This is a genomic window from Bacillus silvicola, assembly GCF_050524305.1.
Taxonomy (GTDB): domain Bacteria; phylum Bacillota; class Bacilli; order Bacillales; family Bacillaceae_G; genus Bacillus_A; species Bacillus_A cereus_AT.
Genome location: NZ_JBNGVC010000013.1, coordinates 1,453,446 through 1,469,450, shown reverse-complemented (window position 1 = coordinate 1,469,450; position 16,005 = coordinate 1,453,446). Strand labels below are relative to the sequence as shown.

Genomic DNA, 16,005 nt, shown 5'->3' with positions numbered 1-16,005 from the left:
AAAATTCCAATGATTAGAAATATGACATCTTATCTTTTAAGATAGTTTTAAGGAAAGATTATGTTATATAGAAAAAGCCATCCAAAATAACAATTGGATAGCTTTTCAAATAAAATATTACGCCGCTTTAGGATCTTTTCTCTCATGTCCACGTTGAACGATGAACAAGAAGACTGTTGATAAAATTGCACCTGTTAATAGTAAGATAAAGCAACCATCCCAGCCAGAACGATCAACAATAACACCAATTGCTGCGTTTGCTACAAGACTTCCGCCCACATAACCAAATAGACCACACATACCAACTGTCGTACCTACTGCAAATTTCGGTACTAATTCCATCGCACTTAAACCGATTAAGAACTGTGGTACGTAAATTAAACATCCGATAATAGAAACTGCAATACTTACAACAAGTACGCTAGTTGCTTGCCAATATACAAACGTACCAATAACAACTCCAACCATACTAATAATACACAATGGCATACGTTTCCCTTTAAATAATTTATCACTTAAAAGACCAACGATTAATGAACTTGGAATTGCCATACCTTCAAAGATTGCGTATGCTGCATGTGCTTCATTTTTTGAAAAACCTTTAACTGTCGTTAAATAAAGTGGAACCCAGTTAATAACACCGAAACGAATTAAATAAACAAATGCATTCGCAATACATAAGAACCATACAAATTTATTTTTCACTACGTATTTCATTAAAATTTCTTTTGGTGACATCTTGTTAGCATTATCTGCTTTTTCAAGATTTTCATAGTCATTACGATACTCATCAATTGGAGGAAGACCTTCAGACTCTGGTGTATCCTTCGCATTGATCCAAACAAGAACTGAAATTACCATTGCGATAATCGCTGGGAAAATAAACACGCCGCCTTGCCAATGACTTTCGCCGAAAATACCTACACCAATTCCGACAAGGGGCGGCACTAGCATTCCGCCAACGTTATGTGAAATATTCCAAATGCCTGTTTTCGTACCGCGTTCTTTCTTCGAGAACCATTTCGTCATAACGATACTACAAGGTGGTGCTCCCATACCTTGTACAATACCGTTCAGGACAAGCAATGTAACAATCATTCCAAAAGAAGATGCAAACCCGAAACAAATATTTACAAGCCCTGATAAGAATAATCCGACTGCGATAAAGCGCTGGGCAAAAGCTTTATCTGATAAATTCCCCATAAAGAACTTACTAAATCCATAAACAATCGCCATTACTGAACCCAGTAGTCCAATTTCAGCTGTACTAAAACCATATTCTTGTACTAAATACGTACTTGATAACGTAAAATTACTGCGCACTAAATAATAAGCAGCATATCCAACTGAGATTCCGATTAGCACACGAATACGTAGTAATGTATATACTTTAGCGATCATATCCGCTGGTAATCTCTCAATCGCAGGTGCTGGCTTAAGCCATTTAAACATATTCTTTCGTCTCCTTTTCTCACTGCTGAGAGAGACGTTGTCTATTCCATATCTCGATTATTCCACTATTTGATATATTTTTGTTCGTTCTTCTAACTGGCTGTCCTTCTATCTCTTTTTGGTTCTTCGCAAACATCGTTGGTACGCCAAACGAAACTTTTTCTAAAATGTGCCCCGCTTCTTCTGATAAACAATAATCAATAAATAAGTCCGCAATAAAACCACTCGGTGCACGCTTCAGTTTCGAAATCGCATTAACAGATAACCCTGTTTGCTCAGGTTCATTACTTACAATAGGAAAGCCTTGTTTCTGAAGCATTCTCTGATCTCCCGCAAAATTGATGCCTATCATATATTCACCGCTCGCGACCAGTTCTGCAGGCATATAACCATTCACCGTTACTTCACCAATTTGCCTTGCAAGACTCTTAACATACCCTTTCGCTTCTTCTTCACCTAAAGTATCAATAAGTGATTGAAACAAAGTATATGCTGTGCCGGAAACATTTGGATCAGGCATTGCAATCTTACCCGTATATACCGGATCTAATAAATCTTGCCACCGTGATGGATACGGAAGACCGAGCGGCGCTATTTCTTCATTCCACCGCTCTTTATTAATCGCGATTGCTAGTTTCTCCACTTCATAACCGTACCAATAACCATCTTTATCTTTAACAGACTTTGAAATACGGTTCGCATGCTGGCTCATAACAGGAATAGAAAGTTTCTTTTGCTTCATCATTTGATGCGCATCTACTGTACCGCCAATAATAATATCCGCCTTCGGATTTCCAGCTTCCTCTTCTACTCTCCGAAGAAGTTCTTCTGTCGATAGACGAATAAATTCATATGTACACCCTCGTTGTTTACAAAATGATGAAAGCAAGGCTTCACCAACTTCCTCGCGGGCCGCTACATACGCAACAAGATGACGATCATCCAAAATAGGGAGACCACTTTTATTATATTTAATAGAGGTTGTATCTCGAGAGCAACTAGACATCGCTCCTCCGATTACTAGCAAAAAGAAGAAAAAGGCTATCTTTCTCATGACACATTCTCCTTTACAAGGAATTCTGCTAGGGAGCCCTTCATATACATGACATTCCCGTTATTATCACCGAGATATTGCACAACAAAGTACGATGGATACACAGAAATGGTTAGAATATCCTCCCGCTCATTCTTTACACGCTTGCCCGTTTTATAGGCAGTAATATAAGCAATCGGCTCATTCTGTGATTGTAATAATTTCTGAATTTCTCCGTAATCTGTAATTTGCTTTGCGTATCGAATAGAATCAAATATTTGCGTAAGATCTATAGTACGTATTACATCCCCTTGCCTCACTACAACTTCCTTTGCCTCCGCAAAGAAATTACTAATGCGCTCCGGTGTATAATACAGGCTTAACAAATACGTCTGCAATGCTGAGATCATCGGATCCGTACCATTCTTTCCGTATACATTAGCCTCATACTGGAACAAGTCACCTACTGCAAAAGTACGTTTATGTCCATTCAAGTACGTTACTTCTCCAGTAAATACTTGTTCTTGATTCCTCGCTTCTCTCGGTTCTACTCGAATTCGGTCAAAGAATGAAACAATCGTATGCAAACGAACTTCATCCGTTACAACAATTTCTCCCCACTTCTCATGCCTTACTTCCACTTCAGTAGGAAGGGATTCATTCACTCTTTGTAAAACGGCTTGTTTGTCATCCACAATCGTGATTCGATTATATATTTGCTTCTCAATAACATAAAACAAAATAAGAGAAGCGATCATACAAAAGACAAACATAAGAATTTGAAATGATAGCCTTTTCATTTCTGCCTACCTCCAAGATAAAAAAACGTTGTTTCGAAAATACCGCATAATTGTTTCATAAATGTATCATTTAACCGCTTTCAAGTTTTTTATGTCTTCCATCCGTCTCGGAAGTACAAATGTCATACATATTGTAGTTCCCATTTCTTCACTACTCTCAATTCGCATACTTCCGCCTTGCTTCTTCATAATTCCCTGACAAATATATAAGCCATAGCCATTCCCATAACTAGAAGGAAGCACCTTCCCTTCCGGAGACTCATTCCATTCTGCAAGCACACCTTCATCCATACCGATGCCATCATCATGAACAAAAACCTTTGCTTCCTGCTCATTTATAATTACATTCATACGAACTTGCGTAGCATCACTATATTTAATCGCATTATCAAGCACATTCAAGAAAATTTGCTTCGTCTTATCAAAATCCGCAACAACGTGTACTTCCATTAACTCATTCATGACTTCAATTTCAAACTGCTGCAACCTGAGTTTCACAATCGAAACTGCCTCTTCTGCCAATTCCTTTATATTCACGACTGTAGGCGACACTTCAAACGTACTCGTCCCGTACTTTGAAGACTTAAGTAATTCCTCTACAAGTGATAAGAGACGCTCACTTTCTACAGCCACATAACGGAGGCTCTCCTGCACATCCTCCTTCGATTGTAACTTCGGAATCAAATCTACATAACCGATAATTGCCGTAAGCGGTGTTTTCAGCTCATGCGTAATGCGGTCTAAGAAATCTTTCTGTTTCTCTTTCTCTTCCTTCAGCTGCTTAATATGCAGTTCAATACCATCAGCCATCGCATTAAAGGATGCTGAAAGCTGTGCAATCTCCACATACTCATTTAGCTCAATCTTACTTTCATAATCTCCATTCGCAAGCCGATGCGCCATTTGCCTTAACTGATCAATTGGTTTATGAAGAGACTTCGCCAAACGAATCGCAAAGAAAATACCAGCAGCTACTAAACAAAGCGAGGTCATTAAAAACGTCCAACTTACATTTGTTAAAACTTCCTTCTCATCCGTTAACTCATTTATAAAACGAATACTCCCAATGACATCGTTTCCATGATAAACCGGACTTGAAAACAAAAGAATTGGAGCTGGGTCTCCCTCCTCGAAAACATAAGATTTCTTTCCCTTCAAAGAACTCTCAATATCAATATTCCGATGAAGTAATGCCCCTTTTTGTGTATCTGCAACAACATCTCCATTCTTCCCAATCATCTGCACCCGGACATCCATTCGCTTCGCTAAATACGAAGCAATTAAAAGCGAATTAGGACCTAACGTCTCTACTTCTGCTTCCTTCTCTAAATAATTCATCGTATAAATTTGCGCTTCTACACTTAACTTTTCTAAGGAATCTGCCGCATTATGATATACATTCTTCTCCAGTGCAATATAAACAACCGCATACAAAAGAACAAGAATTGGAATCAACAATCCAACTATTCCAAACACCATATTTCGTTTTAAAGACATATCATCACCTTTTAGCAATCAAGCTTATACCCAACACCATAAATTGTCTTAATATACTCCCCGCTTTTACCGAGTTTCTTTCGAAGCCTTTGCACCATAATATCAACCGCTCTCGTATTTCCGATATACTCAAACCCCCATACCTTCTCGAGTAACTCATCTCTCATGAATACACGCTGCGGATTCGAAACAAACAACTGACACAAATTAAACTCTCGGTACGTTAATTGAATCTCCTGCTCATTCACATGCACCTTTCGTTCCTTTGGACAAATAAGTAAATCACCTGCGCGAATTACTTCATGACTTGAAGTTACCCCCTCCTTCTTCACACGCCTACTCATATTCTTCACACGAAGAATAAGCTCCGCATAATTAAAAGGCTTCGTCACATAATCATCAGCTCCAAGCTGAAGACCAAGTAACTTATCATTCATCTGACTCTTCGCCGTCAGCATAAGCACCGGAATATCACGATCCTTCTCCCTGAATAAACGTAATAACTCATACCCATCCGTATCAGGAAGCATCACATCTAAAATAAGTACATCCGGCTGCTCATTCCATCTCTCTAAAGCTTCTCTCCCATCAGCCGCCGTCAATACTTCATATCCTTCCATCTCTAACTGCATCCGAATCAAATTACGAATACTCGATTCATCATCTACTACAAGTATTTTCATCATTCTCCTCCTTCCATCCTGTATTATAGTACAGTTTAGTATAGCAAAAATAAGACAAAAAAAGAGAGGGTATTGTCGAACATATTTTGTCGACGATACCCTCTCTTTAATCAATTCATTACTTTGCTACAAAATAATCCGTTACATATTGCGCCCAAACTTCATGCCCTTTAGCACTTGGGAAACCAAATTCTTCTTGTAAGTATGGTAAGATAGCCTTTGTTGTTGCATCCGGCCACGCTGTCCAATGGTCAACATATGTATAATTATTTTGCGTCGCAAATTGTTTTAATGCTTCAATTGCTTTCGGATAATTCTTCGCACCGTACACTGGGTTTGGTGGTTGAATCATAATTGTAGTGCCTTTTGCACTAATAGAAAGTGCTTCCGAACATTTATAAATTATTAATTTATCCACCCCAAACGCACCTTTAATGCATTTAAATATATCCTGCGAGCATATCCCCGTAATCCTATATTGATTCTTACTTAAATTCATCTTCACACATTATTGGATTTTATTAATTACACTCTGTTTCGATGCCCCATCTTCTGTGTTATTTATTATGCTCGGCTCGAATGTTGAACCTGAAAAAATATTGGCATCTAAATAATCTTTTCCCTTTGTTACAAAACGGGAATTTGTAATAGTGGCTATAGTGTTCTCTCCAATATACATCCTTGTTTTCTCTGAGCTTTTTAAAAAATCATTTCTACTTGTAAAATAACAACTATCAAATTTCACGAGTGTTTGAAATTTAGTTCCTTCTATTTTTACGTCTATGGGACTTGACCAAGTTAATAAATCCTTATTCTTCGCTTCTTGATAATTTGCTTCAAAATAACAATTAGTAAATAGTAGCGGCGAAATTCCCTTACTAATAATAGCAGTTTCCTTACTTTTCTCAAATGTGCTGGAATCAAAATGAATCCCCATAGATACTACTTGTCCATCTAAAAAAACTGCATTCTTCGCTCCCTGTATAAATATAGAAGAAAAACGCATTCCATTTACTTGTTCCATTCCCGATGGACTTATTATATGTAAACCATAGTTTTTACATCGACTTATATATATATCATTAAGAGATGCATACCATGTTTTTACTAACCTAATTCCTGTATCTACATTTTCTATTCTAACATCTTGAATGCGACTCCCGTTTACAAAATAGTATGCATCTATCCCTATTTGCCCTTTTTCACCCGTACCTACAATCCCTAAGGATTCAATTGCTACTCCTAATTTAGCTATTTTCGAACTTAAATCTATAGCCTTAATAGGTCCATTTAATTTTAAAATTGAATTATACTTTCCCTCCCCCTTTATCTGAATACTTTTATTAACGTTAATTGATGCTGTTATAAGATAATTACCCTTAGGAAAATATAGGGTTCCTCCACCTTTTTTCTCTAAGTTCCGAACAGCCTCTTGAATTGCGGGTGAATCATTTGTTTTACCATCACCCTTCGCGCCAAAATCTTTAACTGATAAACCACTCTCGAATTGATAGTTAGGGCTAGACTCTTCTTTATCTTTTTCCAAAAATAAAAAGCAAGCAAAAAGAACTAGCAATACACATATAATAAACGCATATATTCGAAGATACTTAAGAAAATGAGCCATGCTATTCACCTTATTTCACTATAATAATGTAACTAAATATCCCATACATAACTCTTCCTCACACTAAATTTCTCATTATATTCCACGACACTACTTTAACTATAATATCTTTCCAATGAAACAAGTTAATTAAGTGATTCGTCAAAAAACACTAAATTATTAGGAGCATGGTTAATTAATTTATTTCATAATCACCGTTAAATAATCTTATGTATTTGTAACTATTAATATCTGCTTCACTTAAATTAAATGTTACTCCATTTAATAAAAAAAAAAGGAAATTATTTTGCCTATTTAAAAACAAATAATTTCCTTCCTCAATTAAACCGTTATTTAGCAACAAAATAATCCGTTACATATTGTGCCCAAACTCCATGCCCTTTAGCACTTGGGAAACCAAATTCTTCTTGTAAGTATGGTAAGATAGCCTTTGTTGTTGCATCCGGCCATGCTCCCCAATGATCAATATATGTATAATTATTTTGCGTCGCAAATTGTTTTAATGCTTCAATTGCTTTCGGATAATTCTTAGCACCGTACACTGGGTTTGATGGTTGAATCATGATCGTAGCACCCTTTGCACTAGTAGAAAGTGCTTGAACGAACTTCTGTGTATTTACTACAGAGTTTCCATTACCATTTTTACCATTATCCGTAATAAATGGCGGCTCAAATAAAATTACATCTGGATTCTCTTTCGCAATCTCTTTATCACGCTTATTCGCAATTAACTCCTCTGTGCTTTCACCCTTATATTCCTTTACTGTCACATTCCATAAACCTTTACCGTAAGAAGCCTCTAAATTAGCAGTGAACTTAGCTACCCAAGCATCTTTTTCAGATGAAGAAGCTTCATCACCAACAATAACAAGATTTACTGCCTTCTTATCAGCCGCAGCTTTCTTTAATTTCTCTTTTACTGCATCTGGCAAGTTCTTTGCGTATGCTTCATTAAAAGATGACTTTGCTTGTTTTTTCTCTTCTTTCTTCGCTCCGCTATCTTTCACTTCAGCCTTTATTTTCATTACTTCACTCGTTTGTCCCGTTGCATTCGCAATCTTCTTATTCCAATATAGTTTACCGCTCACAACTGAAGCGATAAACAATACAAAAATAAATAGGACCAGTACTGCTTTCTTATTCATCGATTCACCTCATCTATTAATCTCATAATATAATACTAATATAAACCTACGCAAAAATAAACCCAACTCCTTCCAAAGGAGTTGGGTTATTACATATTACTTAGTCAATTCAAGATGTGCTTTTAACTTATTCGTTAAATCTTGTTTTGCTGCGTCTGGAACGTAGTAGTACCAAATGCCATCAGCCGCTTTATGTCCGTCACCTGGGATTTGGATTTCTTCGCTATTCTCCAAGCAATTTTTATAGTTCTTCTGCATATCAAACATTTGATCTTGCGTTAAGTTTGTTTTCACATTCTTTTGAATCGCTGTTAATACATCACCATAACTTGTTAAAGAAGAGAAGCTTGCGCCTTTCTTAATAACTGCCTGCATCACTTGACGTTGACGCATTTGACGTCCGAAGTCGCCTCTTGGATCTTCTTTACGCATACGTGTGAATGCTAGGGCTTGGTCACCTGTTAAGTGGATATTTCCCTTTTGGAAGTGCTTTCCTTCTAGAGAGAACTCTAAATCATTATTAACATCTACACCGCCTACTGCATCGACAATATCTTTAAATCCTTCCATGTTCACTTCAATATAGTAATTGATAGGAATATTTAAGAATTTTTCTACTGTCGCTACAGACATGTCTACACCACCGAATGCATACGCATGGTTGATTTTATCACTTTTCCCTTTTCCAACGATTTCTGTATATGTATCACGAGGGATACTTACTGTTTTCATTGAATTATTTTTAGGGTTTAAAGTAATAACCATTAAAGAATCTGAACGACCTTTATCTTCACCACGTTCATCTGCACCTAATAATAGGATTGAAACTGGTTCAGACTTATTAATTTTTTCTTCTTGTTTATTATTCTCGTCACGTTTTAAAGGCTTATGAACCTCATCTAATGTTTTGGAAACAGAAGAATATATATTATAAGCATAGACTCCTCCACCTATAATTAGTACCCCTATAATTCCTAATATCCAAAATAAGATTTTCTTTTTCATGCTTTTAACCTTCTTTCTTCAGTTACCGCTATCAAATTATTATGACTACAAAATATAAAATATATTATACATGTAATTCGATTTTTAAGCCAAATTATATCGATAACTCAATGGAAGTTTTAGCACCCTACAACAAATCCCTAGTTATTAATTTTTTGATATCCATTCTTATTCTCCGACTGCCATCTCCAAGAATCTGCACACATCTCTTTTAACCCACGTGTTGCCTCCCAGCCTAATTCACGCTTTGCTTTCGATGCATCAGCAAAACATACTGCCACATCACCTGGGCGACGCTCTGTAATTTTATAAAGGACTTTCTTGCCTGAAACTTTTTCAAATACTTCAACCATCTCCAATACACTATAACCCGTACCTGTTCCCAGGTTATAAGCATCTACTCCTGTTGTATCCAATACTTTCTCAAGCGCCTTGACGTGACCATTTGCTAAGTCTACAACATGAATATAATCACGAATACCCGTGCCATCTTTCGTTGGATAGTCATTTCCAAATACACTTAATTCCTTTAACTTCCCTACCGCTACTTGTGTTACATATGGCATTAAGTTATTTGGAATTCCATTTGGATCTTCTCCAATACGCCCACTTTCATGTGCGCCAAATGGGTTGAAGTAACGAAGTAATGCAATACTCCATCCTGCATCCGCAAATGCTACATCACGCATAATTTGCTCAATCATTAATTTTGTTTGACCATATGGATTTGTTGCACTTAATGGAAACTCCTCCGTAATCGGTGACGTTTCCGGGATACCATATACCGTTGCTGATGAACTAAAGATCATCTTTTTCACATTATGTCTCTGCATTACTTCACATAGCACTAACGTGCTTGTAATGTTGTTATGATAATATGTTAATGGAATCGCTACTGACTCCCCTACAGCCTTAAAACCTGCAAAGTGAATAACCGCTTCAATTGTATTTTCTTCAAAAATCGTATCCAGTGCTTCGCGATTTAAAATATCTTCTTTATAAAACTTAAACTGTTTTCCTGTTATCTCTTTCACTCGATTTATAGACTCTACTGAGCTATTCGAAAGATTATCTACTACTATAATTTCGTAACCGTTATTTAGTAATTCTACGCATGTATGACTACCAATATATCCTGCTCCACCTGTTACAAGTATTGCCATAATTACAACCCTCCTATTTTACTAATCCATTTTAAAACTATATATTTTTATATTACATGAATCACATAAAAATAAATCCGACTATCCTTTAAAGGTAGTCGGACTAAATACTTATATAAATCTAGCGTGTCCTATGCCCAAAGCAATATATTATACAAGGGCTTTCTCACGAACTATTGCAGGTCTCCCCACTGAATAATAATCCACATCAAATTCTTGAATATAATCTAAACCATGGCAATTACGTCCATCAAAGATAATAGGTTCTTTCATTAATTCAATGTACTGTTCAATTGAAAATGTTTTTATATCATCCCATTCGGTTACAATAAGTGCTACATCTGCATTTGTAATAGCCGCTTCAACAGAAGAAGCATATACTACTTCACTAGGTAGTACTTTTTTCGCATTTTCAATTGCAATTGGATCATAAGCTACAACTTTTGCACCTAATTCTACTAATTCTTTAGCAATAACAATAGATGCAGCCTCTCTCATGTCATCTGTATTTGGTTTAAAAGCTAAACCAAGCATAGCAACATGTTTTCCTTCCATATCACCCAATACACTTTTTACTTTTTCAACTAGAGATGCCTGTTGATTATTATTTACTGTAATAACCGATTTTAATAAATCAAAATCATGTTCTACATTACCAGCGATTTGTATTAAAGCATGTGTATCTTTTGGGAAACAAGAGCCACCATATCCAATACCTGCTTTTAAAAATTGTGTACCAATTCTTTTATCTAACCCCATACCATTGGCCACATGCTCAACATCTGCATCCAACTTCTCGCAAATATTTGCAATTTCATTAATAAAGCTAATTTTTGTAGCTAAGAAAGCATTTGCTGCGTATTTAATCATTTCTGAACTTCTAATTGTTGTTTTAAAAACAGGCACATTAAAAGGTTTATTCACTTCTTCCATAACATCTGCAGTTTTGGCATCATCAGCCCCAACAACTATACGATCTCCATAAAAACTATCGTGAATTGCAGAACCCTCTCTTAAAAATTCTGGATTCGATACCATACTAATTTTCACATCTGCTTTTAAATTTTGCTGAATTAAATTTTTAACATGATCATTTGTGCCAACTGGAACTGTACTTTTAATTACTACAATCGAATCTTTTTTAAGATTATTAGCAATATCCAATGCAACTTGCTCAATATATCGTAAATTAGCTGAACCGTCTGCTTGCTGTGGTGTACCTACTGCTATATAAATAACATCTGCTTCTTCAATTCCTTGACGACAATCCGTTGTAAATAACAATCTATTTTCTTTAATATTTTTACTCATCAATTCATCTAAACCAGGTTCATATATCGGCGAAATACCGTCTTTCATTTTTGCAACCTTATTTTCATCGATATCAATACATGTTACACGATGCCCAATATCCGATAAACACACTCCTGTTACTAGCCCTACATAACCTGTACCAAAAATAGCAATATTCATTTTATATCCTCCTTAGTTATTAACAATAAAAAAAGCCTTTTTGAGAAAAGACTTTTAAAATTTATTTAACAAAATGCTTTACAACTCCATTTAATGCGTAATTCCCAAAACACCAAGCGGATTTCAAAATACTTAATCCTTCAATTTCTCTATATAATTTCCAGTTCATTTTAGCCATTTTAAATTTTTTACTAGAAATAGAGTTTTCAACTTTTCTATACTTAGATAAAACTTCATCTAAGCCATAGGCATAATGACCCTGTTTCAATATTTTCAGCCATGTTGCAGTATCCTGACGGGTTCTAATGTTAGGCATTTGTACTTTTCCTAACTTCTCAATATCCAACATAACCGTTAAACAGCCGATTATTGTATTTTTTAATAATCCATTATAATTAATTTTCTCTGGGACATGCACAATCTTATCAGTGAGAGTACCATCTTGATTCATAATTTGATAACTCGTAAATGAAAAGGCTATATCGTTATTCTGCATAAAAGCTAATTGTTTTTCTAGTTTTTCTGGTAGCCATAAATCATCACTATCCAAGAAAGCTACATATCTTCCCTTTGCATGATTAATGCCAGTATTTCTAGCAATTGCAGCTCCGCTATTTTGTTCTAGTTTTATTATTCTAATTCTTTCATCAATCTCTCCCTGTTCTTCAATTATTTTCATTGTATTATCAGAAGAGCAATCATCAATTATAATAATTTCCCATTCTTTATATGTTTGTGCTTTTACAGAATTAATTGTATGTAATATGAATTTTTCTGCATTATACGTAGGAATAATTATTGATATCAGTGAGTTTCCAGCAACTTTATTATTTTCCATATAAATTCTCCTCTAACATATTTATCAATATTTTTAAAGCTATACCCTATAAATGTATTTTAAGCTCTAAAATATTCCTGTAAATAATATAATGTAATCAAACGAAAAGGTACTAACGTTTCTTTAAAACGGACATATGACGGTTTTGCATACTTATAAAAATCTATTCCTGTATACTCTGTTGAAAATTCTATAGACTTATTTAAAACATCTTTTAGTTCATTATCTAATAACTCGTGGTGCTTCTCATATACCATAGATTTTCCTATTTGTATTTTCCCCTTAGATACTAAATAACTTAAAACGAAAGCACCTAAAAATAGTTTTCTGAACTTAGGCTGAAGTTGTTTTGGTATCGGTATATTTGAAGGGAGTTTCTGATCAGGAATCCCAAAGGTTTCAGGAAATAAATCTAATGAGGCTTTTTTATAAAGATATCTATTTTCTCTTAATTCATATGGTAGTCCATTAAAGAATTTTGCATAATCCTTAGACGCAAATGGCCTAATTATTCTAGATTCCTTCTCTAATGGTGCAAAAATATTAGCTATCAAGGAATTTTGCCTATCCACATTCCTAATATATTCATCTAAATGGCAAGGTAAATTAATCTGGCAACAATCTTCGGCTAATTTCTTCACATCATTAATTATTTCTTCTTTTTCTTTTGTATCAATCTGAGCCCAAAGTGTATGACCTTTAAATCTCCTATTTATTACATCTTCTATGGCTTCTTCTTTTGTCATGGAAAAATTTTTCGCAATTTTAGTTTGATTTGCGCCAGCAAACTCTCCACCTAAAAATCCATGAATAATATACTTAGGTGAAATTTGTTTTTCTTGCATGACAGAATATAAGTGACAATGCATTGGGCTACTTAATCCACCGGTTAATCCAACAACTTCTTCCCCATATTTTTCATAATAACTATTGCGAAGCTCTTCAACATTTAATTTTAAATTCAACTCACCGGCTACTTTTCTTGCCACCGTTATCTCATTAGAATGACTCGGTCCGAACACTAAGCTATTGAATTTAAATCCTTTTCTTTTAGCAAGGCTAGCTAATAGTCTTGAATCATACCCACCACTTAGAGGTATTAAAACATCTTCCTCTTGACAATGTAATAGTTCTTCTTCATATTTATCAAATAAACTCCCTAATATATCTTTTGCATCCCTTAAATATAACTCTTCATTTTTTTCAGAGTGATTATCATTAAACTGCAATTTGAATACTCTTTCTTTCCTAATATCAAATTTTTCCAAGTCAAAAGAAATTTCTTCACCAGCCATACATTTATATACGTTCTTAAATAAAGTTCGATCTCTTAACGGATTATCTATTATACATTCTTCAAAAAATGCAGTTCGGTCGAGTTCTAGCTTAATATTCTTTTTCTGAATCGTCTTTACAAGCTCTATTAAATTACAATCAATTAATATTAAGTCCTTATCATGATAATAAAATAAAGGATATTCTCCATACCAACTGTTGTTGATTATTATTCTCTGTTTTTTTAAATCATAATTAATAAATTGATTATCGTTATCCTTAAAAAATTCATCAGAAGACGTTGTATATAATTGTTGATTATCTATCTTTGATGGAAAAATAAAAAACCTCTCTGTATTCTCAACCTTTAAATTTGTTTTAATTTTACCTCTTTTATATTCAAGTAATATATTTTCCAATCCGAAACACCTTCTCTATAAAAATTATCTACCTCTTTGTTATAAACCTCCTATTCCCCTAAAAATATTATTTCTTCCTAATTTTCAATCGGGAGGTTTTCAATATTAACATCATTTCTCTATTTTTAAATATGCAAAGGCTAACTATATAAAAAATGAAGTATAGAAGCATCGAACATACTAAAATGGTTATTGATCTAGAATTTAAAAGCCAACTATTCTCTATTAATTTCTTAACTAACAGAATATTCAATATAGAAATCGTCAAAATAAATATTATTTTTTTTATTAATGGCCATATCAAACTATAATTCATATATTCTTTATTCTTTGTAAACATATAAACTACCGTAATTATATTTGCTATAAAAATAGCCCATGGTACACCAAATTGATTAAATTTTAAACAAAAGAGAACTGTAAAAACCATGCTAGTTATCAGTAATATAACACTTGATATAAACGGCGTTCTTTTATTAGACGTAGCAAAACAAAATCGAAGTAATAACTCACGAATTGCTGTCGGATATAATCCCAATATAAAAATATTCAAAGATGATGCCGTTAACAACGTTGCTCGTTTGTCAAAGGCTCCACGTTCAAACAAAATCCTTATTATCTCTTCACTAAAATAGATTACAAAAACAGTTGAGGGAATTAATACTATTGTTAAGAAACCTATACTATTATTAAGTTGAATTCCAATCTTTTTAAATTCTTTAGCTACAAAACTTTTATTGAATAATGTATATAAAATAGAAAAAGATGACATTGCTAACAACAAGATAGGTAAACTAGCTATTGTAAAGGCATAATTCAGACTAACTAAAGCCCCTTCTCTAAAATTCCCTGTTAAAAACCTTGCCAATAGCATCGGTATTGTTGGTGCTATACTCGAAAGAATAGCTGGGAAGAAAAAACTCCAAAAACTCCTAATATCTTGTGATTTCCACCATCGCTCCCCAACTGTAGTATGCAATCTAGTTCTCTTTGCTTTTAAAAGAAGATACATTTGAGAAAAACTTGCTACTAATAATCCATAACATAAGTAGCGTATGTCATTATAATAGGCCCCAAAAATAATGGATACAATAAAAAATACATTAATAAATAAATTAGAAATAGAGGGTAACAAATAACTATTTTCAGCTTGATGTCTCCCTCTCTCAATGCCATGTATATTAAACATCAATATTGTAGGTAATAATATTAATATCATATATAATAGCAAATCATTCATACCTGAATTTTGAAACTCACCTATTCCATATACATACAAGATTGATCCAATACCTAACACAATCATCGATACTATACCTAAAAATAATATACATTTTTTAACTTGTTCATAAAACTTTAAAGCCTTTGGTTCTGATTCCTCTTTTAAGTTTAGATAAACAGGTATAAAAGATGTTGTAAGCGCCTTTCCAATTGCCGGTAAAACAACAAGTGGAAGGAAGGAAGCAATAACGAAGGCTTCCATTTCCCTTGATATACCAAAGTACTTAGCTAATAAAGTCTCTCTTAGAAGTCCTAAAATAGCACTAAATACAGAAATCAATAACATGATTAAAGATGTAGACATTAACTTCATT

General features: G+C 34.3%; 13 protein-coding genes and 1 pseudogene. All 14 read right to left on the bottom strand.

Annotation, left to right across the window (positions count from 1 at the left end; all coding sequences use genetic code 11):
- Positions 1-117: 117 nt before the first annotated feature.
- The 14 genes and pseudogenes from ACP6L7_RS29645 to murJ all read right to left on the bottom strand — a co-directional run bounded on the left by ACP6L7_RS29645 (position 118) and on the right by murJ (position 16,004).
- Positions 118-1,452, bottom strand: a complete 1,335-nt coding sequence (locus tag ACP6L7_RS29645; protein WP_000477572.1) for an MFS transporter — start codon at positions 1,450-1,452, stop codon at positions 118-120.
- A 19-nt stretch (positions 1,453-1,471) separates the two neighbouring features.
- Positions 1,472-2,506, bottom strand: a complete 1,035-nt coding sequence (locus tag ACP6L7_RS29640; protein WP_430529569.1) for an ABC transporter substrate-binding protein — start codon at positions 2,504-2,506, stop codon at positions 1,472-1,474.
- Positions 2,503-3,285 carry a DUF3919 family protein gene (locus tag ACP6L7_RS29635; protein WP_430529568.1) on the bottom strand — a complete coding sequence of 261 codons (783 nt, stop codon included), beginning with the start codon at positions 3,283-3,285 and terminating at the stop codon, positions 2,503-2,505. Before ACP6L7_RS29635 ends, ACP6L7_RS29640 begins: the two co-directional genes overlap by 4 nt.
- 66 nt (positions 3,286-3,351) lie before the next feature.
- A complete protein-coding gene (locus ACP6L7_RS29630) occupies positions 3,352-4,782 on the bottom strand; it encodes a HAMP domain-containing sensor histidine kinase (protein ID WP_430529567.1) in 1,431 nt (476 codons plus the stop codon).
- An 11-nt stretch (positions 4,783-4,793) separates the two neighbouring features.
- Positions 4,794-5,465, bottom strand: a complete 672-nt coding sequence (locus ACP6L7_RS29625) for a response regulator transcription factor (protein ID WP_430529566.1) — start codon at positions 5,463-5,465, stop codon at positions 4,794-4,796.
- A gap of 118 nt (positions 5,466-5,583) precedes the next feature.
- A pseudogene (locus tag ACP6L7_RS29620) lies at positions 5,584-5,862 on the bottom strand (SGNH/GDSL hydrolase family protein); the annotation flags it as partial.
- A gap of 111 nt (positions 5,863-5,973) precedes the next feature.
- Complete coding sequence (locus ACP6L7_RS29615; protein ID WP_430529565.1) at positions 5,974-7,092, bottom strand: glycosyl hydrolase family 28-related protein; 1,119 nt, start codon at positions 7,090-7,092, stop codon at positions 5,974-5,976.
- Between the two features lie 329 nt (positions 7,093-7,421).
- Positions 7,422-8,237 (bottom strand): SGNH/GDSL hydrolase family protein, encoded by an 816-nt coding sequence (locus ACP6L7_RS29610; protein WP_430529564.1) that lies wholly within the window; start codon positions 8,235-8,237, stop codon positions 7,422-7,424.
- 96 nt (positions 8,238-8,333) lie between these two features.
- Positions 8,334-9,242, bottom strand: a complete 909-nt coding sequence (gene tagU / locus ACP6L7_RS29605; protein ID WP_489686866.1) for a polyisoprenyl-teichoic acid--peptidoglycan teichoic acid transferase TagU — start codon at positions 9,240-9,242, stop codon at positions 8,334-8,336.
- A 140-nt stretch (positions 9,243-9,382) separates the two neighbouring features.
- On the bottom strand, positions 9,383-10,405 hold the full coding sequence (gene galE, locus ACP6L7_RS29600; RefSeq protein ID WP_430529563.1) for a UDP-glucose 4-epimerase GalE: 1,023 nt from the start codon (positions 10,403-10,405) through the stop codon (positions 9,383-9,385).
- Between the two features lie 150 nt (positions 10,406-10,555).
- Positions 10,556-11,878: a UDP-glucose dehydrogenase family protein gene (locus ACP6L7_RS29595; RefSeq protein WP_430529562.1), complete on the bottom strand. Its 1,323-nt coding sequence runs from the start codon at positions 11,876-11,878 to the stop codon at positions 10,556-10,558.
- 61 nt (positions 11,879-11,939) lie between these two features.
- Positions 11,940-12,716 carry a glycosyltransferase family 2 protein gene (locus ACP6L7_RS29590; protein ID WP_430529561.1) on the bottom strand — a complete coding sequence of 259 codons (777 nt, stop codon included), beginning with the start codon at positions 12,714-12,716 and terminating at the stop codon, positions 11,940-11,942.
- A gap of 59 nt (positions 12,717-12,775) precedes the next feature.
- On the bottom strand, positions 12,776-14,410 hold the full coding sequence (locus tag ACP6L7_RS29585; RefSeq protein WP_430529560.1) for an asparagine synthetase B family protein: 1,635 nt from the start codon (positions 14,408-14,410) through the stop codon (positions 12,776-12,778).
- 67 nt (positions 14,411-14,477) lie between these two features.
- A complete protein-coding gene (gene murJ / locus ACP6L7_RS29580; protein ID WP_430529559.1) occupies positions 14,478-16,004 on the bottom strand; it encodes a murein biosynthesis integral membrane protein MurJ in 1,527 nt (508 codons plus the stop codon).
- Position 16,005: the final 1 nt, after the last annotated feature.